General features: G+C 68.2%; 23 protein-coding genes and 3 tRNA genes. 12 read left to right on the top strand and 14 right to left on the bottom strand.

Translation table 11 applies throughout. The features are described 5' to 3' along the window. The first annotated feature begins 68 nt into the window (after nucleotides 1–68). The gene (ppk2, locus tag ACZYZ5_RS03745) at nucleotides 69–1007 is read left to right on the top strand and encodes a polyphosphate kinase 2 (RefSeq protein WP_463899288.1); all 939 of its coding nucleotides are present in this window, start codon (nucleotides 69–71) and stop codon (nucleotides 1005–1007) included. Nucleotides 1008–1079: 72 nt separating this feature from the next. Further along, nucleotides 1080–1784 carry an alpha/beta fold hydrolase gene (locus ACZYZ5_RS03750; protein ID WP_463899289.1) on the top strand — a complete coding sequence of 235 codons (705 nt, stop codon included), beginning with the start codon at nucleotides 1080–1082 and terminating at the stop codon, nucleotides 1782–1784. 23 nt (nucleotides 1785–1807) lie between these two features. Here the strand turns inward: ACZYZ5_RS03750 and def are convergent, their stop codons facing one another. From def to orn, 4 genes are all read right to left on the bottom strand, one after another. Then, nucleotides 1808–2380, bottom strand: a complete 573-nt coding sequence (gene def, locus ACZYZ5_RS03755; protein ID WP_463899290.1) for a peptide deformylase — start codon at nucleotides 2378–2380, stop codon at nucleotides 1808–1810. A 38-nt stretch (nucleotides 2381–2418) separates the two neighbouring features. Beyond that, nucleotides 2419–3573 (bottom strand): acyl-CoA dehydrogenase family protein, encoded by a 1155-nt coding sequence (locus ACZYZ5_RS03760; RefSeq protein ID WP_463899291.1) that lies wholly within the window; start codon nucleotides 3571–3573, stop codon nucleotides 2419–2421. 106 nt (nucleotides 3574–3679) lie between these two features. Further along, nucleotides 3680–3752: transfer RNA gene (locus tag ACZYZ5_RS03765), tRNA-His, on the bottom strand. A gap of 193 nt (nucleotides 3753–3945) precedes the next feature. Beyond that, a complete protein-coding gene (gene orn / locus ACZYZ5_RS03770; RefSeq protein ID WP_463899293.1) occupies nucleotides 3946–4599 on the bottom strand; it encodes an oligoribonuclease in 654 nt (217 codons plus the stop codon). A 75-nt stretch (nucleotides 4600–4674) separates the two neighbouring features. Here orn and mptB point away from each other — a divergent pair, with 75 nt between their 5' ends. Then, nucleotides 4675–6315 (top strand): polyprenol phosphomannose-dependent alpha 1,6 mannosyltransferase MptB, encoded by a 1641-nt coding sequence (mptB, locus tag ACZYZ5_RS03775; protein WP_463899294.1) that lies wholly within the window; start codon nucleotides 4675–4677, stop codon nucleotides 6313–6315. Here the strand turns inward: mptB and ACZYZ5_RS03780 are convergent. Further along, a complete protein-coding gene (locus ACZYZ5_RS03780) occupies nucleotides 6308–6988 on the bottom strand; it encodes a DNA alkylation repair protein (protein WP_463899295.1) in 681 nt (226 codons plus the stop codon). The genes mptB and ACZYZ5_RS03780 overlap by 8 nt on opposite strands. Before the next feature lie 44 nt (nucleotides 6989–7032). Here ACZYZ5_RS03780 and map point away from each other — a divergent pair, with 44 nt between their 5' ends. Further along, complete coding sequence (map, locus tag ACZYZ5_RS03785) at nucleotides 7033–7800, top strand: type I methionyl aminopeptidase (protein WP_463899296.1); 768 nt, start codon at nucleotides 7033–7035, stop codon at nucleotides 7798–7800. Here map and ACZYZ5_RS03790 read toward each other — a convergent pair. Next, on the bottom strand, nucleotides 7797–8420 hold the full coding sequence (locus tag ACZYZ5_RS03790) for a GNAT family N-acetyltransferase (RefSeq protein ID WP_463899298.1): 624 nt from the start codon (nucleotides 8418–8420) through the stop codon (nucleotides 7797–7799). The two genes, map and ACZYZ5_RS03790, sit on opposite strands and share 4 nt — an antisense overlap. Before the next feature lie 16 nt (nucleotides 8421–8436). Next, the gene (locus ACZYZ5_RS03795; RefSeq protein WP_463899299.1) at nucleotides 8437–8982 is read right to left on the bottom strand and encodes a LapA family protein; all 546 of its coding nucleotides are present in this window, start codon (nucleotides 8980–8982) and stop codon (nucleotides 8437–8439) included. A 213-nt stretch (nucleotides 8983–9195) separates the two neighbouring features. Here ACZYZ5_RS03795 and ACZYZ5_RS03800 point away from each other — a divergent pair, with 213 nt between their 5' ends. Beyond that, nucleotides 9196–10212, top strand: coding sequence for a magnesium and cobalt transport protein CorA (locus ACZYZ5_RS03800; RefSeq protein ID WP_463899300.1), 1017 nt, complete (start codon nucleotides 9196–9198; stop codon nucleotides 10210–10212). Nucleotides 10213–10298: 86 nt separating this feature from the next. Here the strand turns inward: ACZYZ5_RS03800 and ACZYZ5_RS03805 are convergent. Further along, a tRNA-Arg gene (locus ACZYZ5_RS03805) sits at nucleotides 10299–10374 on the bottom strand. A gap of 264 nt (nucleotides 10375–10638) precedes the next feature. Between ACZYZ5_RS03805 and ssb the strand changes: the two genes are divergently transcribed. Then, a complete protein-coding gene (ssb, locus tag ACZYZ5_RS03810; protein ID WP_463899301.1) occupies nucleotides 10639–11205 on the top strand; it encodes a single-stranded DNA-binding protein in 567 nt (188 codons plus the stop codon). A 123-nt stretch (nucleotides 11206–11328) separates the two neighbouring features. Next, complete coding sequence (ettA, locus tag ACZYZ5_RS03815; RefSeq protein WP_307462670.1) at nucleotides 11329–13011, top strand: energy-dependent translational throttle protein EttA; 1683 nt, start codon at nucleotides 11329–11331, stop codon at nucleotides 13009–13011. A 111-nt stretch (nucleotides 13012–13122) separates the two neighbouring features. On the opposite strand, the gene ACZYZ5_RS03820 is transcribed toward ettA, so the two are convergent. Then, a complete protein-coding gene (locus tag ACZYZ5_RS03820) occupies nucleotides 13123–14103 on the bottom strand; it encodes an acyl-CoA thioesterase (RefSeq protein WP_463899303.1) in 981 nt (326 codons plus the stop codon). Nucleotides 14104–14166: 63 nt separating this feature from the next. Between ACZYZ5_RS03820 and ACZYZ5_RS03825 the strand changes: the two genes are divergently transcribed. Further along, on the top strand, nucleotides 14167–14826 hold the full coding sequence (locus ACZYZ5_RS03825) for a DUF8185 domain-containing protein (protein WP_463899304.1): 660 nt from the start codon (nucleotides 14167–14169) through the stop codon (nucleotides 14824–14826). 93 nt (nucleotides 14827–14919) lie between these two features. Here ACZYZ5_RS03825 and ACZYZ5_RS03830 read toward each other — a convergent pair whose 3' ends face one another. Both ACZYZ5_RS03830 and ACZYZ5_RS03835 read right to left on the bottom strand, forming a co-directional pair. Continuing rightward, nucleotides 14920–15378: a globin gene (locus ACZYZ5_RS03830; RefSeq protein WP_463899306.1), complete on the bottom strand. Its 459-nt coding sequence runs from the start codon at nucleotides 15376–15378 to the stop codon at nucleotides 14920–14922. A 4-nt stretch (nucleotides 15379–15382) separates the two neighbouring features. Beyond that, entirely contained in the window at nucleotides 15383–16042 is a 660-nt protein-coding gene (locus tag ACZYZ5_RS03835; RefSeq protein WP_463899307.1) for a mechanosensitive ion channel family protein, read from the bottom strand. A gap of 135 nt (nucleotides 16043–16177) precedes the next feature. On the opposite strand from ACZYZ5_RS03835, the gene ACZYZ5_RS03840 reads away from it, so the two are divergent. Next, nucleotides 16178–17188, top strand: a complete 1011-nt coding sequence (locus tag ACZYZ5_RS03840) for an NAD-dependent epimerase/dehydratase family protein (RefSeq protein ID WP_463899309.1) — start codon at nucleotides 16178–16180, stop codon at nucleotides 17186–17188. Here ACZYZ5_RS03840 and ACZYZ5_RS03845 read toward each other — a convergent pair. Both ACZYZ5_RS03845 and pepN read right to left on the bottom strand, forming a co-directional pair. Further along, entirely contained in the window at nucleotides 17185–17670 is a 486-nt protein-coding gene (locus ACZYZ5_RS03845; protein WP_463899310.1) for an OsmC family protein, read from the bottom strand. The two genes, ACZYZ5_RS03840 and ACZYZ5_RS03845, sit on opposite strands and share 4 nt — an antisense overlap. A gap of 131 nt (nucleotides 17671–17801) precedes the next feature. Then, complete coding sequence (pepN, locus tag ACZYZ5_RS03850; RefSeq protein WP_463899311.1) at nucleotides 17802–20357, bottom strand: aminopeptidase N; 2556 nt, start codon at nucleotides 20355–20357, stop codon at nucleotides 17802–17804. A 146-nt stretch (nucleotides 20358–20503) separates the two neighbouring features. On the opposite strand from pepN, the gene ACZYZ5_RS03855 reads away from it, so the two are divergent. The 3 genes from ACZYZ5_RS03855 (at nucleotide 20504) to ACZYZ5_RS03865 (ending at nucleotide 23032) form a co-directional block, all read left to right on the top strand. Continuing rightward, the gene (locus ACZYZ5_RS03855) at nucleotides 20504–21505 is read left to right on the top strand and encodes a hypothetical protein (protein WP_463899313.1); all 1002 of its coding nucleotides are present in this window, start codon (nucleotides 20504–20506) and stop codon (nucleotides 21503–21505) included. 121 nt (nucleotides 21506–21626) lie between these two features. Beyond that, nucleotides 21627–22118, top strand: a complete 492-nt coding sequence (locus ACZYZ5_RS03860) for a ribose-5-phosphate isomerase (RefSeq protein WP_463899314.1) — start codon at nucleotides 21627–21629, stop codon at nucleotides 22116–22118. Continuing rightward, nucleotides 22118–23032 (top strand): Fpg/Nei family DNA glycosylase, encoded by a 915-nt coding sequence (locus ACZYZ5_RS03865; RefSeq protein ID WP_463899315.1) that lies wholly within the window; start codon nucleotides 22118–22120, stop codon nucleotides 23030–23032. The genes ACZYZ5_RS03860 and ACZYZ5_RS03865 overlap by 1 nt, the downstream gene beginning before the upstream one ends. Before the next feature lie 103 nt (nucleotides 23033–23135). On the opposite strand, the gene ACZYZ5_RS03870 is transcribed toward ACZYZ5_RS03865, so the two are convergent. After that, a tRNA-Gly gene (locus ACZYZ5_RS03870) sits at nucleotides 23136–23206 on the bottom strand. Nucleotides 23207–23265: the final 59 nt, after the last annotated feature.

Consider the following 23265-nt stretch of genomic DNA (forward strand, 5'->3'; position numbering starts at 1 on the left):
GCTCCGCAAGAATGGGCGCGGCAGGACTGGCGACACGAAAGTCCGCCGCAACGAGTGGAACGGGAACCATGGCACATGGCAAGGACGGCGCCGGCAAGTCCGGCTCCGGCAAGGACAGCGCCGGCAAGGACGGCTCCGGCAAAGCCGGCCGGAAGGAAAAGTCTGGCCGGAAGGGCGCCAAGGGACACGGTCCGGGACGCAAGGGGCGGTTGCCCCTGAGTCTTTATGAGGCCGAACTCTTCCGGCTCCAGGCCGAGCTCGTCGCGCTGCAGGAATGGGTCCGCAGCACGGGGGCGCGTGTGTTGGTGATCTTTGAGGGGCGCGACGCCGCCGGCAAGGGCAGCGCTATCAAACGGCTGACGGAGTACCTGAATCCGCGCGTCGCCCGCATAGTGGCGCTGCCGGCCCCGACGGACCGGCAGCGCGGTGAATGGTATTTCCAGCGCTATGTTCAGCATCTGCCCGCCGCGGGGGAGATCGTCCTGATGGACCGTTCCTGGTACAACAGGGCCGGCGTCGAACACGTGATGGGATTCTGCACGCCTGCCGAACACAAGCGCTTTATGGCCCAGTGCCCGGTCTTCGAACGCCTCCTGGTCCAGGACGGCATCCTGATGTTCAAATACTGGTTTTCGATCAGCCACGCGGAACAGGAACGGCGCTTCAGGTCCCGGCTGGATGATCCGATGCGGCAATGGAAACTCTCGCCGATGGACCGTGAGTCGATCCTCCGCTGGGAAGACTATTCCCGGGCCAAGGACGACATGTTCATGCAGACAGATACTGCCGAGTCGCCCTGGTACGTGGTCGAGGCGGAGGACAAGCGCCGGGCCCGGATCAACATGATCGCCCATCTGCTCTCCAGCATCGACTACACGGAGGTCCGGACGGAGCAGGTGACTTTGCCGGAAAGGCCCAAGGCCGTCAACTACACGCGCCCGCCGCGGGAGCTGTTCCGGTACGTTCCGGATCACGCCTCGATCCTGCAGAAATCCGGCGAAGGGTAGCTGTACTAACTCGGATGGAAAATTTTCCCCCGGACCGTGCCGCCCGCGGTCCGGGGCGGGTAGGGTACCGGCATGGACATCATCCTGGTTCCCGGATTCTGGTTGGACGCCTCGTCGTGGGCGGAGGTGACTCCGCCGCTCGCCGCCGCCGGGCATCAGGTCCACCCGCTGACCCTGCCCGGGCTGGAATCGGCCGACGCGCCGCGCGCCGGCATTGGCCTGCGCACCCACATCGACGCCGTCGTGGCCACAATCGACGCCTTCGATGCCCCGGTGGTCCTGGTGGGCCATTCGGGCGGGGGTGCCATCATTCACGGCGCCGTCGACGCCCGCCCGGGCCGGGTGGTCCGGGCCATCTACGTTGACAGCGGTCCGCTGGGCGAAGGCGGGGTCATCAACGACGAGCTGCCGGAGAACGGCGACGACGTGCCGCTCCCGCCCTGGGAGCTGTTCGAGGATGAAGACCTCACCGACCTCAACGAGGAGCTGCGGGCGATGTTCCGGGCCCGCGCCGTCCCGCAGCCGAAGGGCGTGGCCCAGGACCAGCAGCGGCTGCACGATGAGGCCCGCTTCGACGTCCCGGCCACCGTCATCGCCTGCGAGTTCCCGTCCGCCATGCTGATTGAAATGATCGAGGCCGGGCACCCGTACGTCGCCGAACTGGGGCGGGTCCGCGACGTCGACTACGTGGACCTGCCCACCGGGCACTGGCCCCAGTTCACCAGGCCGGCCGAACTGGGGGCGGCGATCCTGGCCGCCGTCGACCGGGAGAAGTAGACCGGGAGAGGTCGGCCACGACCCTAGTGCCCGAAGGGGTCCGGGTCCACGCCGGGCATCCACGTCAGCCCGGGCACGCCCCAGCCGCTCTTCTTGACCTGTTTCATGGCCTTGCGGGCATAGCGGTCAATCAGCCGGTTGACGTAGAGCTTGCCGTCGAGGTGGTCGTATTCATGCTGGATCACCCGGGCAAACCAGCCCGTCGCCTCGAAATCGACCGGCTTGCCGTCCCCATCGAAACCCTGCACCCGGGCCCACTCCGCGCGCTTGAGCGGGTACTGACCGCCGGGGAAGGACAGGCAGCCTTCCTCTTCCTCGTCCTGGTCCGGCAGCGCCCCGGAAATCTTGGAGAGGGTCAGCACCGGGTTGACGACGGCGCCGGAGGGCGGGGCGCCGTCGTCGTTGTCGTATTTGTAGATGAACAGCCTTTTGCCCACCCCGACCTGGGGCGCGGCGAGACCGACGCCGTTGGCGGCGTCGTTGGTCTCGAACATGTCGGCGATCAGGGTCCGGAGCTCGTCGTCGAAGACTTCAACCTCGGCGGCCGGGCGGTGCAGCACGGGCTCGCCCCAGATCGTGATGGGCAGAACGGTCATGTCAGTAAAGTTCCTCTGGTGCTATGTTGAACGGCGGGTCAGTCGGCGATGGTGCGGCCGACGACGTCGCGCATGATTTCGTTGGTGCCGCCGAAGATGGTCAGCAGCCGGGCCGCCAGGAAGGCCTGCGCCACGGGGTATTCCAGGATGTAGCCGTATCCGCCGTGCAGCTGGAGGCAACGGTCGGTGACGGACTTGGCGCGCTCGGACGCCCACAGTTTGGCGCGGGCGGCGGAGGCGGCGTCGAGCTCTCCGGCGTTGAAGGCCCGGATGGCCTGGTCCACGTAGGTTTCGGTCACCTCGACCTCGGTCAGGATGTCGGCGAGTTCGAAGCGGCTGTTCTGGAAATCGATGATCCGCTCCCCGAAGGCGTTGCGGTCCTTCGTGTAGCTGACGGTCTCCTCGTAGATGGCGCGGACGACGGCGGAGCTTGCCACCGCGATCGCGAGCCGGCCCTGCGGGAGCTGCTCGGCTGCGTACTGCAGGCCCTTGCCCTCCTCGCCGACAAGGTCCGCGTGCGGAACCCGGACATCGTCGAAGAACAGTTCCGCGGTGTCCGAGGCCTTGAGGCCCATCTTGTCCAGCTGCTTGCCGGTGTTGTAGCCCTCGCCCTTGCCGACCATGAACAGGGAGAAGGAGCTGTGGTTCCCGCGGCCGGTGCTGCCGTCGGTGCGGGCCAGGACCAGGGAGGCGTCGCCGGAGATGCCGTTGCCGATGAAGGTCTTCTGGCCGCTGATCAGCCAGTCATCGCCGTCGCGCACCGCCTTGGTGCGGATGCCGCGGAGATCCGAACCCGCGCCGGGCTCGGTCCAGGCGATCGAGGTGACCTTCTCGCCCGAGACCATGCCGGGAAGCCAGCGGCCCTTGAGGTCCTCGGAGCCGTAGGCCAGCAGGTGCGGGAGGACCATGTCATCGTGGAGGTGGAAGGCAAGGCCCACCGCGAGGTGGTTGCTGCTGGCGAACTCCTCGTCCAGCACGGCGCGGAAGCGGTAGTCGTTCATGCCCATGCCGCCGAATTCCTCCGGAACGGCCAGGCCCAGCAGGCCCTGCTCGCCGGCCGACGTCCACAGGTCCCGGGACATCATGTGATCCTCGTCCCACTGGGCGTAGTGCGGCGCCACGGCGCGCGTGTTGAACTCGGCAGCCATCTCACGGAACATCTCGTGGTCTTCTTCAAACAGCGTGCGCTTCACTGCGGTTCCTTCCGTTCACGGTTCCCTGGACAGACAACAAAGGCCGCACCGGATATCCGGTACGGCCTTCGTCTAAGGTCGGACAAGTACTGCCGTCCTTCATGAGGGTGAGCGACGGGGGTTGAACCCGCGACCTCCTGGACCACAACCAGGCGCTCTGCCAACTGAGCTACGCCCACCATGTGCCCCGCCATGCCTTCCGGCGAACCGGCTGGCTGAAAAGGCAACGACAAATAGCTTACCTGCTCTTCGGGGCTGCTTTTGCCACTTTTCGGGTTTTCACCAAAAATTTCCGCAAACGTGGCGCAGATTACTCCCGCCGGCCAGCCGCGGGGGCCGGCTGCGGGGTGAGCTGCGAGGCCAGTACAGGCGCTACTGCGCCGGCGTCCCGGAGGACGCTTCGGCGGGCGCCGGTTCTTCCGCCACGCCCATGACCTTCTTGGCGATCAGCTGCGCCGTGGCACTGTCCGGCCCCGGGGCGGGCACGAAAACGGCTTCGCGGTAATATCTCAGCTCGTCAATGGAGTCCTGGATGTCGCCGAGGGCCCGGTGCCCGCCGAGCTTGGCGGGGGACTGGAAATAGGCCCGCGCGTACCAGCGCCGGGACAGTTCCTTGATGGTGCTCACGTCGATGACCCGGTAGTGCAGGTGCTCCACGAGGTCCGGCATGTCACGGACCAGGAAGACACGGTCGGTTCCCACCGAGTTGCCGCCCAGCGGGGCCTTCTTCGGCTCCGGCACCCACTTCTTGATGTAGTCCAGGACGATGGTCTGGGCCTCCGCCATGGTCTTGCCATGGGGGAGTTCCGCCAGCAGCCCGGAGCGCGTGTGCATGTCGCGGACGAAGTCGTTCATCTGCGCCAGCGCGGCGTCATCGGGCTTAATGACGACGTCGACCCCGTCGCCGAGGATATTGAGCTCCGAGTCCGTCACCAGTGCGGCCACCTCGATGAGGGCGTCGTTGATGGTGTCCAGGCCGGTCATTTCGCAGTCGATCCAGACGATGCGTTCATTAGATATAGGCACGCGCCCAGCCTACCGTTCCGTCGCCGCAGGGCAGCCCGATGTTAGGATTTCGGGTACGCGGGCGTCGAAATTTTTTTGTCGTCGCTGCGTGCCCCGGGCCGGTTCCCACGGCCGGGAGATCGCGCGGAAGAGCCGCACAACAGATTGGACGATCCTGAGATGACGGTGCCTGTGCCAGCGGCGGGGACAACGGCTGCCGGCACGTCCCCGGCGGCAACCGCTGCTGAAGTGGACAATGCCCGTTCACCGCTGCTGGCGGGATTCGTAGGCTCTCTCCTGATGGCGATCGGTTCGCTCGGCGTGGGCTGGCTCGCGCCGGCTTCCGAGCTCCGCCGGATTCCGCTGTTCATCTGGATGCGGACCGAAGCCGCCGGCGTCGCCCTGTGCATTGTTCTGCTGGCCGTCGGCGGGATGCTGCTCGTCCGCGCCTGGCTCCGGCTGGGCCAGCGGGTGCGGGTCTGGGGAGCGGAGGCCCGCAAGGCCACCCTGCAGGCGGTCGTCCTGTGGGGGCTGCCCCTGATGTTCTCCGTGCCACTGTTCAGCCGCGACGTGTACGCCTACATCGGGCAGGGCCGCCTGATGGTGGAGGGCTTCAACCCGTACGAAAACGGCATCTCCGCGCTGTCGAACTATTTCCAACTCGGTGCCGACAAGATGTGGACCGAGGCGCCCGTGCCGTACGGACAGCTCTTCCTCTGGATCGAGCAGTTGGTCGTCTGGTCCACCAACGTGCACCCGGAAGCCAGCATCATGCTGTTCCGCCTCGCCGCGCTGGCGGGGATCGTGCTGTGCATCATCTACGTGCCCAAGCTCGCCGAACTGCACGGCGTCAACCCGCACCGTGCCCTGTGGCTCACGGCCGCCAACCCGCTCTTCCTCACCAACTTCATCGCCAGCGTCCACAACGACGCCCTCATGATCGGCCTGGCCCTGGCCGGGCTGTACTACTGCGCCACGCGGCGGGTCATCCTCGGCCTGGTCCTGGTAACCCTGTCCATCTCGGTCAAGCCCATCACCATCGTCTTCCTGCCCTTCATCGGCCTCCTCTGGGCAGGAAAGAACGCCAGCTGGCCGCGGAAGTTCGTTTTCTGGGGGCTCACCGCCGGGATCAGCCTGGCCCTGCTGTACGCCATGAGCCTGGTCAACGGCTTCGGCTTCGGCTGGATCAACGGCCTCTCCGCCCCGGGCAGCATCTGGATCTGGTATGCCCCGGTCGGGCTGCTGGGCCTAGTGGTCGCTTCCATCTTCAACGCGTTCGGGCTCGACGGATGGGCGCTGGCGAAGTGGGTGTACGACGCCGGCAAGCTGCTGGCGCTCGGCATCATCGCGTGGCAGATCTTCCGCGGCGACTACGACCGCCTGATACGCCGCCTTACGCTCGCGTTCGCCGCCGTCGTCGTTCTGGCCCCGATGATCCAGTCCTGGTACGTCGTCTGGCTTATCCCGCTCTTCGCCGTCACCGGCATCCGCGACGACTGGCAGGTCAAGGCCCTGTACTTCATCGTGTCGTTCTTTATGGTGTACGCCATTTCGGACCAGCTGGAAGTGTTCCCCTACCTGCAGACCGCGGATCTCGGCCTGGCCCTGGCCCTGGCCCGCAACGCCGCAGCGATCATTGCCCTGCTTTTCGCGCTGTACCTGATCTTCCTCGACCCCAAGACCAAGCTGCTGTTCAGCAAGTCCGAGGAACCAGTCACCACCCGCCCGGTCATCTGAGTTTGCGCAGCGCCTCCCGGCGGGAGAGCGGGCTCAGCGCCTCGCCGTGCCGCGCCGCAAAAGCCCGGACCCAGTCCGGATCCGTTCCGGCGTAGTCACGCAGGGCCCAGCCGATCGCCTTCCGGATAAAGAACTCGCGGTCGGCTAGGTTGGGTTCGATGACGGCCGCGAGCAGGGCCGGATCCGTCGCGGATTTGGCCCCCAGCTGCGCCGTGATGGCCGCCCTCCGGATCCAGACGTCCGCGTCGGTGCTCCAGCCGCGGAGCGCGGTGGACATGTCCTCCCGGTGGCCCTGCAGCAGCCCGCAGAGCCGGTGCGAGACCCCGTCCACCAGATCCCACCAGGCGCCGCTGCGGATGATTTCCTCGTACAGCGGCAGCATGCTCATCTCACCGGCGGCCGGCCTCAGTCCGGTGAGGTCGATGGCGGCGTAGCGTTCCTCCCGCCAGCTGGCGCCGCGCCACAGCTCCAGCACGGTGGACTGCAATTCGGGGAGGGAACCGGGAGGCAGCCGTTTGGCGGCGTCCTTCACGATCCGCCGGACCTCAGGAACCCGGACGCCCAGCGAGGGCATCTCGGACTTCAGATAGGCCTGCGCCCCCGCCGCCCGGGCAGGATCGGCGGCAGCCCGCAGCCCCGATCGGATCGCGGACATGAGTTCAAGGTTGGCCATGGGGCAACTTTAGCCAGGCTCCGGCTGGCCCTAGAGTTGAAGGCATGTCGATGATCAAAAGTCCCGCCGAGATTGCCCTGATGCGCGAAGCCGGCAGGGTGGTGGCCAATACGCTGGAGCGCGTCCGGGAGGCTGCCGCCGTCGACGTGTCCCTGAAAGAACTGGACGAGCTGGCCGCGGCGACGATTGCCGCCGCCGGGGCGACGCCGGCCTTCCTGGACTACCAGCCGCGGTGGGCCTCGGTGCCATTCCCCGGGGTGATCTGCACGTCCGTCAATGACGCCGTGGTGCATGGCATCCCCGACGGCTACCGGCTCCAGGATGGCGACCTGCTCAGCGTGGACTGCGGTGCGTTCCTCGACGGCTGGTGCGGGGACGCGGCGATCAGCTTGATCGTGGGCACGGCCGACCCCGTGGACCAGGCCCTGATCGACGCCACCGAGGCCGCCCTGGCCCGCGGCATCGAGTCTGCCCGGATCGGGAACAAGATGGGGGACCTGGGCTACGCGATCGGCGGGGCGGCACGCCGCGCCGGCTACGGGCTGCTGGCGGACCATGGCGGCCACGGGATCGGCAGGACCATGCACGCGGAGCCGCACGTTCCCAACGACGGCCGGCCTGGGCGCGGCATCAAACTGACCGAAGGGCTGGTCATCGCGATCGAGCCGATGCTGATCCTGGGCGGCAAGGACGACTACTTCCACGACGACGACGCGTGGACCCTCCGTGCGGCCAACGGCCGCCGCGCGGCCCACAGCGAGCACACCGTGGCCATCACGAAGGACGGGCCGGTCATCCTGACCCTTCCTTAGGGGCCGGTGGCGGGCGCCGCCAGGCGGACGACGGCGCGGCCGGGCACCGCGTCACTGACCACTTCGAAGCCGGCCGCCAGGAACAGACCCAGGGTGCCGTGATAGAGGTCCGCAGGGCCGGCCCTGGGCCGCTGCGCGGGATCGACCGGATAACCCTCCACCACCGTGGCGCCGTGGGCGAAGGCATGCCCGACGGCGGCGCCAAGCAGCGCGCGGGCCACTCCGGTCCGCCGCTGGCCGGGGGAGACCACAAAACAACTCACGGACCACAACTGCTGCCCGCCGGGATCCCGGACCGCCTCGGGGGCCGCCGCGGTGAGAACCTTCGACCGCAGGACCCTGGGATAGCAGACGCGGGGCTCGACGGCGCACCAGCCCACCGGATCCCCGCCGCGGAAGGCCAACACCCCCGGAGCCGGGGCGCCGCCGTCGAACCTGGACCGCAGCTGGGCCTTGCGCTGCTCCGGCGTGGACGCCGACCACTCCGCTCCGGTCAGGGCAAAGAACCGGCACCAGCAGCGCGACGGTTCGCCCCGGACGCCGAAGAGACGTTCGACGTCGGGCCAGTCCGCCGGCTCCGTGGTCAGGGCTCCATCCGACCGGGGGTCCGCATCACCCATGGAAAGAAGTCAGCTATCAGCGCTTGCGCGTCCCGGTGCCGGCCTGGCGGCTGACGCGCTGACGGTGCGCGGCGAGCCGCAGCTGAATGATGCGGGCGGCTCCGGCGATGGCGACGAGCACTCCGCCGCCGACGGCCGCGATGAACAGGGCAATGCCCAGCGGGACGGAGCCCTGGAGGCCAAAGAACTTCACCTGCACGTATTCCTGGTTCTGCAGGATGAAGGCGATGAGCAAAATCAGCACGACCAGCGCGCAGGCAACCGCGGCCCAGACCATACCGGCGCGGGTCACCTGGCGCGGTTCCGGGGCGGGCGCCAGTGTTTCGGGCGTCCCGGTACGGGCAGGTTCCTCGATCGGCGCCTGCGCTGCGGCAGCGGGAGTCCCGGCCACAAGATCGGTGCCGCCCGCCGGGACGTCGGTGGGGTAGCCGGCCTCGGCGGACCCGGACGGGACGTCGGCGGCCCCAGGGTACTGGTCAGCCGCCCCGGGGGTCCGGGTTGGCGACGCGCCGTCGGAAGCGTGGGGATCGTGGGGGTCAAATCCGCGAGGTGTCTGGGTCATGGCTGCCGTACCTTTCAGTTGCGGGCAGGGCGCACAGGCTGTCCCTGGTGTCCTGCCTGTCCACTCCATACTAAGTGTGCTGATGGCGTGCGGTGCGGTGCGGGCGGAAGGCGCGCTGCAGCGGATTGTGGTCGGCGCGTCAGGACTGTTGGCACGGGGCGGACGACGGTATAGCGTCGCAGCCAAGGGATGCATGGTGGAGGAGGCGCTGCCGTGAGCATTGTCGACAACGCGGTGTACGTGAACGGTTACCGGACCGCGGACCCGGAGAGCCTGGACGAGACGTACTTCATCCTGCGGCAGCGCCAGGGCATGGCGTGGATCGGTCTCTACCGACCCGACGCGGAGGAGCTGCTGTCCGTGGCCGAGGAATTCGATCTCAACCACCTGGCGGTGGACGACGCGCTCGCCGGCCATCAGCGGGCGAAGCTGGAACACTATGGTGAGACGCTCTTCCTGGTGCTGCGCCCGGCCCGCTACCTTGACGATCTGGAGAAGGTGGAGTTCGGCGAAATTCACGTCTTCCGCGGGGCGGATTTTGTGGTCACCGTCCGCCGAGCCGAATCACCGGATCTTGCCCGCGTCCGCCGGCGGATGGAATCCCAGCCTGAGTTCCTGGCCCTCGGTCCGGACGCCGTGCTCTACGCGATCCTGGACCAGGTCGTGGACGAGTACGAGCCGGTCGCTGCCGGCCTGGAAAACGACGTCGACGAAATCGAGGACGAGCTGTTCGCCGCGGACCCGGGTGTGTCCCGCCGTATCTATGAACTCTCCCGCCAGGTCATTATGTTTCAGCGGGCGACGGCGCCGCTGACCATGATCCTGCAGTCCCTGATGTCCGAAACGCCGGACCACCAGCCCCGCCCCGAGTTGCAGGACCACTACCGGGACGTCCTGGACCATGTACTGCGGCTCAGCGAGCGGATCGCGGCCTTCCGCGCCCTGCTGCAAAACGCGCTCGCCGTCAACGCGGCGCTCGTGGCCCAGCGGCAGAACGACGAAATGCGCCTGCTGACCGAGTCGAGCTACGCCCAGAACGAGCAGGTCAAACGGATCTCCGCATGGGCTGCCATCCTGTTCGCACCGACGCTGATCGGCACCATCTATGGAATGAACTTCCGCAGCATGCCCGAACTGGACTGGGTCTTCGGCTACCCGATGGCACTGGGGCTGATGATCGGCATGGGCGGCTTGCTCTATTGGACGTTCAAGCGCAACAAGTGGATCTAGCGGCGCCGCGTGCGCGCGTGAGCACGGTCCTGCAGGGGATCGCGGTTCTGGCCTGCGGAAAGTTCCGGCAGGCCAGAACCGCGCTCTGGTGCCCCAGGAGGGAATCGAACCCCCGACCGGCGGATTAGAAGGCCGCTGCTCTATCCCCTGAGCTACTGGGGCGTACCGGCGTACCGGCCCGGCTGCTGCCGGGGACGCCTCAAAAAGCTTACCGTGCCCCGCGGCTGTCCGCTGTCAGGAACGCCCGGCCGCTCTGAAACATCCAGCCTCGCCGACGCGCGCATGCCCGTTCAGCAAGTCGCCCTGCCCCGTCGGCAGGGGCCCGGGTTATCCACATGGCGCATCTGGCCCCTCGCGGGGGGTCGTCCCTGGCGCGAAGCTGAAAGAGCCTGCTAGGGCACGACACTTTCGAGACAGGACATGAGCATGAGTGACAACATCACGGTCCGTGGCTTCGTCGCCACGGAGCCCAAGAGTTCGACGACGCCCGGCGGTGTGGCGACGGCGAACTTCCGGCTGGGTTCCACCGAACGGCGCTTCGACCGCGCCACAAACGCCTGGATTGACGGGAACACCAACTGGTTCAGGGTCCAGGGGTACCGGCAATTGGCCGGAAATATCGGTTGCAGTGTCAAGAAGGGCCAGAAGGTCATCGTCGTCGGACGGCTCAAATTGAGGAGCTGGGAACATGACGGCCGGATCTATCACTCGGCTGAAATCGATGCCGATTCCGTCGGTCACGACCTCACGTGGGGTTCCGCCAACTTCATCCGCACGGCCGCCGGTGGTCCGCAGGCCGCTGCCGGCCCGTCGGGCCAGGAGGTGCTCCCGCCGGACGGCAACGGTGAGGGCAGCCAGGAGGGCGACCAGGACTACGAGGGGAACAACGACGACGACGTGCCCGCCGCCCACGGTGTCTTCGTCGACGACATCAGCGGCGAAGCGGAGGAGCTCGATGAGGAAACAGGCGAATTGAAGGGGGCGGCCGCCTGACCGGCCAGCTGACCGGCCAGCGCCGGCGTCACACCTCGTGGGGCCGGCTCCGGGCTGCGGCAGGTGGTGGATGCCGACGGCGTGAATGTGAGTTATCCCGGCGGAACCACTAGATTTGTAGGCATGGCGGAATTTATCTACACAATGACCAAGGCCCGCAAGGCCGTTGGCGAAAAACTTATCCTCGATGACGTAAGCATGTCCTTCTTCCCGGGGGCCAAGATTGGCGTCGTCGGCCCGAATGGTGCAGGTAAGTCCACCATTCTCAAGATCATGGCCGGACTGGACACTCCCTCAAACGGTGAGGCCCGGCTCAGCCCCGGCTACACGGTCGGCATCCTGCTGCAGGAACCGCCGCTGAACGAGGACAAGACCGTCCTGGGCAATGTCCAGGAAGGTGTCGGAGAAATCATCGGCAAGATCCAGCGCTTCAATGCGATCTCCGAAGAGATGGCCAGCCCTGACGCTGACTATGATGTCCTCCTTGAGGAAATGGGTCAGCTGCAGGAAGCGATCGACGCTGCCGATGCCTGGGATCTCGACTCCCAGCTTGAGCAGGCCATGGACGCCCTCCGCTGCCCGCCGCCGGAAGCCGACGTCACCCTGCTCTCCGGTGGTGAGCGCCGCCGTGTCGCCCTCTGCAAGCTCCTGCTCCAGAAGCCGGACCTGCTGCTCCTCGACGAGCCCACCAACCACCTCGACGCCGAGAGCGTGCTCTGGCTCGAGCAGCACCTCTCCAATTACCCCGGCGCCGTCCTCGCCGTCACACACGACCGGTACTTCCTCGACCACGTGGCCGAGTGGATCGCCGAAGTGGACCGCGGACACCTGTACCCGTACGAGGGTAACTACTCCACGTACCTGGAGAAGAAGCGCGCCCGCCTGGAAGTCCAGGGCAAGAAGGACGCCAAGCAGGCCAAGCGACTCACCGAGGAACTCGAGTGGGTCCGTTCCAACGCCAAGGGCCGCCAGACCAAGTCCAAGGCCCGTCTGGCCCGCTACGAGGAAATGGCCGCCGAAGCCGACCGCACCCGCAAGCTGGACTTCGAAGAGATCCAGATCCCGCCGGGACCGCGCCTGGGCGGCCTCGTCCTGGAAGCGAAGAACCTGCAGAAGGGTTTCGAGGACCGCACCCTGATCGACGGGTTGTCCTTCACCCTGCCGCGCAACGGCATCGTCGGGGTCATCGGCCCCAACGGCGTCGGCAAAACCACCCTGTTCAAGACCATCGTCGGGCTGGAGCCCCTCGACGGCGGCGAGCTGAAGATCGGTGACTCGGTCAAGATTTCCTACGCCGACCAGAGTCGCGGCGGCATCGACCCGAACAAGACCCTGTGGGAAGTTGTCTCGGACGGCCTCGACTACATCCAGGTCGGCCACGTCGAAATGCCGTCCCGTGCCTACGTCGCCGCCTTCGGCTTCAAGGGCCCGGATCAGCAGAAGAAGGCCGGGGTGCTCTCCGGTGGTGAGCGCAACCGCCTGAACCTCGCGCTGACCCTCAAGCAGGGCGGAAACCTGCTGCTTCTCGATGAGCCGACTAACGACCTCGACGTCGAAACGCTCAGCAGCCTCGAAAACGCCCTGCTCGAGTTTCCGGGCTGCGCCGTTGTGGTCTCGCACGACCGGTGGTTCCTGGACCGGGTGGCCACCCACATCCTCGCCTATGAAGGCGACGAGGAGAATCCCTCGAAGTGGTACTGGTTCGAGGGCAACTTCGAATCCTACGAGGAGAACAAGGTCGAGCGTCTGGGCCCGGATGCAGCCAAGCCGCACCGCGTGACCCACCGCCGCCTCACCCGCGACTAAGCCCGTAAGGCACCCAGCGGAACAGAAAGGCCGGCTCCCCACTGGGGGAGCCGGCCTTTCGCCTGTCCCCTGCAAACAGGATCCGGGGCGCGGTGGATCAGGCGTGTCGGATCAGGCGCGTTCGGACTTGCGCATCTGGTGCTGCAGGACCTTGGACTGGACGGCGCCCTTGACCTTATTTTTGAGGTCCGTCGGAACCCGGATCATGCCTTCCTGCGCCACGGTGGCCACATGCAGTCCGTCGCGGCTGAAGATCTTGCCGGTCGCCAGCCCGCGGGCGCCCTGGGCGCTGGGGGACTCCTGTACGTAGAGCAGCCACTCGTCCACCCGGACCGGCCGGTGCCACCACATGGCGTGATCCAGGCTCGCCACCGACATGCCCGGGGTAATCCAGCTCATCCCGTGCTTGCGGAGGATGGACTCCAAGATGGTGTAGTCGCTGGCGTAGGCCAGGGCGGCGCGGTGCAGTTCCGGATCGTCCGGGATGGGCCCGAATGTCTTCATCCAGACGGCATTGCGCGGTTCCTTGTCGCCCTTGGCCGAGACGTACAGGGCCGGGTCAACGTGCCGGATGTCGAAGGGCCGCTCGTAGGCCCAGTGGCGTGCCACCGGGTGGTCATATTTGCCCAGCAGGTCCGCCGTGCTGGGCAGCGACTCCGGTCCGGGAATGCCGGCCGGCATCTCGGACTGGTGCTCGATGCCCTCGTCCTCGTCCTGAAAGGACGCGATCATGGACAGGATGGGCATGCCCTCCTGGTACGCATGGACACGCCGCGCCGAAAACGACCGGCCGTCCCGCAACCGCTGGACGCCGAAGGTGATCGGCTTGTTGGCGTCCCCCGGACGCAGGAAGTATCCGTGCATCGAATGCACGCCCCGCCCCTCAGGAACCGTCCGGCTCCCGGCGATCAGCGACTGGGCCAGCACCTGTCCTCCGAAGACGCGGTGCCGGGGCTGCTGCTGCGAGGGACCCATAAAGATGTCCTCATCCGTCCGGGCACCCTCCAGCTCACCGAGGTTCAACAGTTGGAGGAGCGAGGAGGTGGGGTCCTGTGTCGGCGGTCCCTGCAATCCGGCTTCGGCTTCAGTCATGGTTCGACTCTAGACGGCCCTCCGGCGCCGCCCCAAAGAGGCACAGCCGGTAGAGTCGATATTGTGTCTGACGTCCTAACCCAGCCCCTGCAGTTCACCGATCCCCGCGACCTCGCCGATCTGCGCACCTTCGCCACGCGTGCCAGGTCCATCGACGACGGCGCCATCCGCCTTCAGGCGTCCGGCCCCGTGCTCGCCGCCTATGTGTGTGTGCTGCGGCCGCGGCTGCTGGGGGAATCGACACCGACGATCCTGGGGCTGCGGACCATGGCCCTCGCGCAGCCGGCGGACACAGATGTCACCGTCCCGATCTCGGCGGTGCTGGACCGGCTGGCCCGCGCGGGGGAGAACGACGTCGAGCTGCCGCTGCCGCCGGTGACCATCACCGAATCCTGGGCCGGCGTCGGTGCGCCCCGCACCGGCTGGGAGGCCGTGGCCACGCTGCCGGACGCTGAGCTGCGGCGGTCCGCCGAAGCCGGCATCACCGAGATCGCCGACATCATCCCGGACAAACCCGGCGCCCTGATCGTCAACAACGCCCGCGCCACGGTCTGGGGCCGGGACCTGCCGGGCGCCGGCGGGCTCCCGCTGGGGGCCGCCTTCGCGGCCCTCACCCTCGGCTTCCTCGCCGACGGCGAACAGCAGCTCTACCGGGCAGGACGCTGGTTCCGGCTCAGCGGAGCCCGCGGGCACGTCCTGGCCCGCACCGGTTCAGGCCTTTAAGTCCTTCGGCCGCGGCGGCCGGCCTGATTGGCTGAGCGCATGAGCGGCATCTCTGTGCCACACGGGTCCCCGCCGGTCTGATCCGGGCCGGCCTCAGGCTCCGGAGGGGCTGTTCACCATTGAGAGGGCCGCCCGCTCCATGTAGTCCCAGAGCGTCCCCTCGTACAGCGGGGGCAGCTCCAGGGCATCCACCGCGGTGCGCATGTGGAACAGCCACCGCTCCTTGGCCTCCGGGGTGACCCGGAAGGGCATGTGGCGCATCCTCAGCCTCGGATGGCCGCGCTCCTCGCCGTACGTCGTCGGGCCGCCCCAGTACTGCTCCAGGAACATCAGGAAGCGCCGCTTGGCGGGTCCCAGATCCTCCTCCGGGTACATCGGCCGCAGCAGCAGATCAGTCGCCACGCCGTCGTAGAACACGTCGACGAGCCTCACGAAGGTCTCGTGGCCGCCCACGGCGTCATAGAAGTTGTCCGTGTAGCCGGGCTGCGTGAATGGGTCGTTCTGCAGCAGCTGCTTGGGCTGGCGGGGGTCGCCGGCGCTGGGAATCGTCATGGTTCTATTCTCCGGCCTTCTGCTGGGGTGCGCTGTCCGCCTCGTCCTCCGGGGGCGTGACGGACGGAATGTACAGGCCCTGGGAGCGGTTGCCCACGCGGAGGATTTCGCCGTTGCGCAGGTACCAGATGGTGCCGTCCTCCGCCCCGACCCGGGTGATCCGCAGGTTCATGGCCTGGACCGTGCCCACCACCTCGGAGGTCTCGATGATGTCGCCGATCCCGTACTGGTCCTCGATGGTGATGAAGATGCCGGCCAGGAAGTCGCGGATCAGCTGCTGGGCGCCGAAACCGATGGCGATACCCAGGATTCCCACGCTGGTCAGGATCGGCGCCACGTCCACGTTCAGGTTCTTGAGCACGTACACGCTGGTGAGGACTGCCACCAGCACACCCACCACGCTGCTGAGCAGGGCACCGATGGTGTTGGCCCGCTGGACCCGGCGCTCGTGGTCCAGGGCGCGGAAGGCAGGAGCCACCCAGCGGAAGTGCGGCTTCTTGAACAGGGTGCTGCCCGCGGCGACGCGCTTGGTGATTCCGGCGATCACGAAGGACGCCACCAGCCACACGGCGACGCCGACCCCCAGGCTGATGAGGACACCCGGCACGTTGATGGCCGAGATGTCCGGGGTGGGGAGGGGTTCGGTCGTGGTCATGCTGTACATCGGCGGGGGTACTCCTTGTTGCTGCGTTCCTGCGGCCGGGCGGTGTCGCCGGGCTGGCGTCATGGGAGGCGGCCGGCGTTCGCCGGGCGCATAACGCTCTGGTCTCATTCAACATTAGCGCCGTAGCGTGGCCCCATGCGCATCCTGGTTCTCGGAGGCACCGCCTTCCTGTCCGCTGAAACAGCCCGGCAGGCCCTGGCCGCGGGCCACGACGTCACCTGCCTGGCGCGCGGGACCGCCAGCGCGCCCCCGGACGGCGCCACCTGGCTGCGGGCTGACCGCTCGGAGGGCGCCGCCGCGTATGCGGCCGCCCGCGGGGCCGCCGACTCCGACGGGGCCTGGGATGCCGTCGTCGACGTTTCGCGGGACCCGGGCCAGGCGCGGGAGGCCCTCGAGGCGCTGGCCGGCTCCGCCCGGCACTGGACCTTCATCTCCAGCTGCTCCGTCTACGCAGACCATTCCGTGGCCGGGGCGGATGAAGCCGCCGGCGTCCTGGCGCCGCTCCCGCCCGGGACGGAACTCAGCGCCGGGAACTACGGCGAAGCCAAGGCCGCCATCGAGCACTGGACCACGGAACTCGCCGGGGACCGGGCCCACATCTGCCGGGCCGGCCTCATCGGGGGCCCGGGTGACGGCTCGGACCGCTACGGGTACTGGCCGGCCCGCTTCGCCCGGGACCAGAACGCCGTCCTGGTCCCGGACATCCCCACGGACGCCACCCAGATCATCGACGTCCGCGACCTCGCGGCCTGGATCCTCACCGCCGCCGGGAACGGGACCACCGGGGCGCTGAACGCTGTCGGGGAGCCGGTGCCGTTCGCCGCCTACCTCGAGGCCTCGCGGCACCTCGCCGGCGCTTCCGCCGAGGTGGTCGCCGCTCCGGAGGACTGGCTGGTGTCCCGCGGGGCGAACTACTGGGCCGGTCCGGACTCGCTGCCGTTGTGGCTGCCGCCGGACCACGAGGGCTTCGCGACCCGCAGCAGCGCCGGGGCCCGGGCCGCCGGGCTGCGCACCCGGCCCTGGGCGGACACGCTGCGGGACACCCTGGCGGACGAACGGCGCCGCGGACTCGGCCGCGAACGCAGGGCCGGGATGAGCCCGGAGACCGAACGCCGGATCCTGGCCGACTACCGCGTCCTCCGTTAGGGGCCCTGGACCTCGGGCACAGCGCTCGGTTCGTGCAGCACGGGGAAGTTGACGCTCCGGGCGATGAAGCAGACCCGGTTCGCCCCGGCGTGCAGTTCCTCCATAAGCTCCTCCGCCACCGGCGCCGCCAGGGTGACCCGGGGCCGGAGCGTGACCGATTCAAACTGTCCGCTGCCGTCCCGGTTGGTCCGCAGCAGTCCCTCAGCCCGGTCCTCGTACCCCGTGACCACCACCCCGTGCTTCACCGCCACGTGCAGGAAGGACAGCATGTGGCACTGGGACAGGGCGGCCAGCAGCAGCTGCTCCGGGTTGTAGCGGGTGCGGTCGCCGTGGAACGTCGGATCCGCGGAACCCCGCAGCACGGGCAGCCCGGGGATCTCGACGTCGTGGTCGCGTGAATAGCCGCGGGACGATGCCGTCCCCTCGCCGAGATTCCCGGTCCAGCGGACTATCAGGGCATAGCGGTGCTCATCGAGGCTCATGGCACCAGCCTAGGACACACCCCCGCCCAGGTGGCTCGCAGCAACGGCCGTTCTGGGCGTCCAAAACGGCCTTTGCTGCAAGCTACATGGGCTGCCGGCGGCTCCCTGGGCGGTGCCCAGGGAGCGGACGCCTAGCCGACGTCGGCCTCGCGGGCGCGCAGCGCGCGGGCCACACCGTCGCGGTTCTCCAGCATCATCCGCCGCAGGGCCGCGCCGTCCTCCGGCAGCGAGGCCAGGAACTCGTCCGTGCGGTCCACGGTCGCCTGCGTGGTCAGCTGCGCCGGGTAGAGCCCGACGACGATCTGCTGGGCCAGCGCGTGCGTGCGCTCCTTGACGATGCCCGGGACCGCGTCGAAGTACTTCTCCGCGTACGGCTCCAGCAGGGAGGTGTCCAGCACCCGGGTGAAGCCGCTGACGGCTGAGCCCTGGAGCGCATTGGATAGCTCGCCTTTGACCACAATCGAGTCCCAGGCCGCTGCCTTGGCCTCGGGCGTCGGGATCGCAGCCTTGGCGAGGGCCGCCGCGTTCTGCCCGGTGGCCGTATTGTCCTGCCCGAGCTCGGCGTCGATCTGCTCCTGCCCGGCGCGGCCGCCGGCGACGAGGGAGGTGAGCAGTTCCCAGCGCAGGTCCTGGTCCACGGTGAGGCCCTCCAGCGTCAGGCCGCCCTGCAGCAGGCCCGCGACGGTGTCCAGCTGTCCGGCACTGCGGGCCAGCAGGACATAGGACTTGACGAACTGCAGCTGCGCGTCGGAGCCGGCCGGGACACCGGATGCAAGCTCCCAGAGCCGGTCAACGGCGGCCGCCGCGGTGGCTTCCTTGTGGTCCGGCGCCACGTAGAAATTCAGTGTGGTCGCGAGCTGGCGCAGCTGCACCTGAATCACCGAGGAGTCGGATTCCTCGGCAATGTTGGCCAGGATCAGCTCCACGTAGCGGCGGGCGGGGGTTTCGCCGTCGCGGGCCGCATCCCAGGCCGAACCCCACACCAGGGTCCGGGGCAGGCTCTGGCTGAAGTCCTTGAGGTGGGCCGTGGCCGTGGCGAGGGACTTCGGGTCGAGGCGGACCTTGGCGTAGGCGAGGTCGTCGTCGTTGAGCAGGATCAGGTCCGGCTGGGCCAGCCCTGCCAGCGACGGTACCTCGGTGCGCCCGCCGTCGACGTCGAGCTCCTCGCGGTGGACCCGTTCCAGTTTCCCCGCGGCGGTGAGGTTGTAGAAGCCGACCGCGAGCCGGTGCGGGCGGATGGTGGGCTGGGACTCGGTGGCGGACTGCAGGATCGCGAAGGAAGAGATCGTCCCGTCGTCACCCACGGCAAGCTCGGGCTTGAGCGTGTTCACGCCGGCGGTCTCCAGCCAGAGCTGGCCCCACTGGTCCAGGTCCCGGCCGCTGGCCTTTTCCAGCTCGGCCATCAGGTCGCTAAGCTCGGTGTTCTGCCAGGCGTGCTTGCGGAAGTACTCTCGGACGCCGGCCATGAACTCCTCCGGACCCACCCACGCCACCAGCTGGCGGAGGACCGAGGCGCCCTTGGCATAGGTGATGCCGTCGAAGTTCACCTCGACGTCCTCCAGGTCATTGATCTCGGCGAAGATCGGGTGGGTGGTGGGCAGCTGGTCCTGGCGGTAGGCCCAGGACTTCTCCACCGAGGCGAAGGTGGTCCAGGCGCGGTCGAACCTGGTGTTCTCCACCGCGGCCAGATGGGACATGTATTCGGCGAAGGACTCGTTGAGCCAGAGGTCGTTCCACCAGCGCATCGTCACGAGATCGCCGAACCACATGTGGGCGAGCTCGTGGAGGACGGTGATCGCGCGGCGCTCCACCTGGGCGTCCGTGACCTTGCTGCGGAAAACGTAGCCTTCCAGGATGGTCACGGCCCCGGCGTTTTCCATGGCGCCGGCATTGAACTCCGGCACGAAGAGCTGGTCGTACTTCTCGAACGGGTACGGGCAGCCGAACTGCGCCTCGAAGAACTCGAAGCCCTGGCGGGTGAGTTCGAAGATGTTGTCGGCGTCGAGGTACTGCATCAGGGACTTGCGCGCGAAGACGCCCAGCGGGGTGACCTTCCCGTCGGCGGAGACCACTTCGCTGCGGACGGACTGGTACGGCCCCGCGATCAGGGCCGTGACGTAGGAGGAGAGCCGCGGCGTGGGGGTGAATTCCCAGACGGAGCGGGCGCCGCCGTCGGTGCCGGGGATGGTTTCGACCGGCACCGGGGTGGGCGAGTTGGACACGATGTCCCAGTGCGAGGGGGCAATCACCGTGAACGTGAAGCTGGCCTTGAGGTCGGGCTGCTCAAACACGGCGAACATCCGCCGGGAATCCGGCACTTCGAACTGCGTGTACAGGTAAACCTCATGGTCCACGGGGTCCACGAAGCGGTGCAGCCCCTCGCCCGTGTTCATGTACGGGGCCTCGGCCACCACCAGCAGCTCGTTGTCCGCCGCCAGGTCTGGCAGCTCGATGCGGATCCCGTCGGAGACCTCGGCCGGATCCAGCTCACGACCGTTCAGGGTCACACTCTGTACCGCGTCGGTGACGGCGTCGATGAACGTCGAGGACCCCGGTGTGGCCGTGAACTTCACGGCCGTGGTGGTGCCGAAGACTTTTTCCCCGCGGGTCAGGTCAAGCTCGACCTCGTAGGATTCGACGGCGATCAGTTCGGCGCGCTCGCGTGCTTCGGCGCGGGTCAGGTTCATTCCGGGCAAGGTTGGGCCTCCAGGGATGCGTGGGGATGGGAGAACTCGTTACTGTGAAACCATTCTTTCACTTCTGTGGCGCTTGGCAAGTAGCCTGGGTCACACCACGGTACTAAGGCCGAATCACCGGGGGTAGCGTTGGGGATATGGGAAAGCTTCGGGATTCCGTAGACGTTCGGGCGCTGCGCTTCGCCGTGGGGTTCCCGCTAATGCTCGCCGCCGCGTTTGTCGTGTGCGCTGTCCTGCTCCGCCCGGACCTGCCCGAGCCGCTGGCCGTGCGCTGGGCCGGGGGCGCCGCCGCGGACTTCGCGCCGTTTGGGGCAGTCGTCGGCGTCGGTGCGGCCATGATCGTGCTGTTCGGCGGGGCCGTGCTGGTGCAGGCCGTGCCGCTGTCCCGTCCGGCGATCATGCGCCGGATCATGATGGGTGCCGGGTTGTTCGTGAGCCTGTTCGTCACCACCGTCCTCGCCGCCGTGCTGGTCGGACAGCTCGGCCTGCCGAACGCGCGGGGCGCCGAGGTGGATGTCGCCGTCCTCGCCATGGGCAGCGGCGCCGCCCTGGGCCTGGGCGTCGTCATGGGTTTTGTCTTCAAAGCCGACGAACGCTGGTCCACGGACGATGACCGGGCCATGGCCGAAGCCCTGGCCCGCGAGCTCGACCCCGACCTGGCTCGGGACTCGGTGAGCCTCTGGGTCCATGCCCGCAGCTCGGTGTTCGTGATGCTCGGAATCGCCACCCTGCTTCCCGCCGCGCTCCTGACCATCGCCGTGCCCTGGCTTGCTGCCCTCCTCGTCGCCCTGGCCCTGCTGGCCGCGGCGTGCCTGTTCGCCCGCATCCGGGTGGACCGGAGCGGGCTGAGGGTCTTCGCCGCCGGCTTCGTCAGGGTGATGGACGTGCCCGCCGCCGCCATCGAGGGGGCGACGCCGAAAGAGGTCAAGGCGGCGGACTACGGCGGCTGGGGATACCGCAGCCACGGCACCACGACGGCGCTGCTCGTCAGCAGCGGACCGGCTGTCGTCGTCGACCGTTCCGACGGGCGGACCCTGACCGTGAGCGGCGGGAGTGCCACCACGGCGGACAACGTCGCGCAGGTGATCGCACGGGTGGCGGCGCGGGCGCACCGGCCCGGCGGGGCCGCCGGCGTGTGAAGCCGGCCCGGCGGCCGGACAGGCCGCGCCGGCCCGTGCCCTAGTAGGCTGGGAACAGCCCCCAGAACCGCCCCCGCAGCCCACGTGACTCCACTGATCTGCCCAACTGAACGGATACGCCGTGACCCCCTCTGACCTCCCGCGCGTGCACATCGCCACCGACCACGCCGGCATGGAACTCAGCGCCCACCTCGTCAGCCGCCTCAGGTCCAAAGGCTACGAGGTCGTCGACCACGGACCCAAGGTCTACGACGCCCTGGATGACTACCCCTCCTACTGCATCAACGCCGCACTCGCGGTCGTGGCGGACCAGGAAGCCGGCACCAACGCCCTCGGGATCGTCCTCGGCGGCTCCGGCAACGGCGAACAGATCGCCGCCAACAAGGTCAAGGGCGTCCGCGCAGCGCTGGCCTGGAACCTGTCCACCGCGAAGCTGGCCCGCGACCACAACGACGCCAACGTCGTCGCCGTCGGAGGCCGCCAGCACAGCGCCGAGGAGGCCACGGGAATCATCGAGGCGTTCCTGGCCGAACCCTTCAGCAACGACGAGCGCCACGTCCGCCGGATCGGCAAGATTGCCGCGTACGAGCGCACCGGCGAGGTCATCGCCTAGTGCCGGAAGGGCATTCCGTCCACCGGCTGGCCCGCCAGTTCGGCGACGTCTTCACGGGGGAGCGGCTCGCCGTGTCCAGCCCGCAGGGCCGCTTCGTCCACGGCGCGGCGCTGCTGGACGGTCACACCCTCACCGGCTCCGCGGCGCACGGGAAACACCTCTTTCTGGACTTCGAGCACGGGCTGCTGCTGCACGTCCACCTGGGCCTCTACGGCGCCTGGGACTTCGGCGGCGACGCCGGCTTCCGGGGTGCGTCCAGCATCGGCGCGCCCCGCAAGGTGGGGGAGAGGGAGCTCTACGACGACGACGGCGCGGCGGGGCCGGCGGGGTACGAGGGACCTCCCGCCCCGGTCGGTGCCGTCCGCGTCCGGCTCGCCGGCGCCCACGGCTGGGCCGACCTCCGCGGCGCGACGACCTGCGAGACGGTCACGGAAGCGGAGGCCGCAGCCGTGCTGGCACGGCTTGGCCCCGACCCGCTGCGGAACTGTCCCGGCGACCGGGACGCCTTCGCCGGCGCGGTCCTGGCCAGACGCACCCCGCTCGCGGCCCTGCTGATGGACCAGAAGGTCATCGCCGGCGTCGGCAACGTGTACCGCGCCGAGCTGCTCTTCCGGCAGGGCCTGGACCCCTGGCTGCCGGGACGGGGACTGTCCGCGGAGGCGGCCGGACGGCTCTGGGACGACACCGTCGCGATGATGTCCGACGGCGTCCGCGACGGCCGGATCATCACCACACCCCCGCGCTACTGGGGTGGACCCGGGGCGGCCGGTCCCCGCGGCGCTCTGCCCGGCCCGGAGGACTCCCACTTCGTCTACCGTCGGCAGGGACTCCAGTGCCGTGACTGCGGGACGCCGGTTGCCCTGACCGACCTCGGTGCCCGCAAGCTCTACTGGTGCCCGTCCTGCCAGGCGTGAGCGGGGGTGGGCGGCGTCAGGGGTGAGCGGGCGCCGGCATCGGCCGGCCGGACCCGGCACGAAAAAAGCCCCTCCGCAGAGGGGCTTTTTCGTCATATTTCGGAGGGGACGACGGGAATCGAACCCGCATCATCAGTTTGGAAGACTGAGGCTTTACCACTAAGCTACGTCCCCGGGAACGTGCTGGAACTTCAGCAGAACTTCCGGGCGGCTGTTGAAGCCGGATACAACTA

Source organism: Pseudarthrobacter ribosi, from assembly GCF_055412865.1.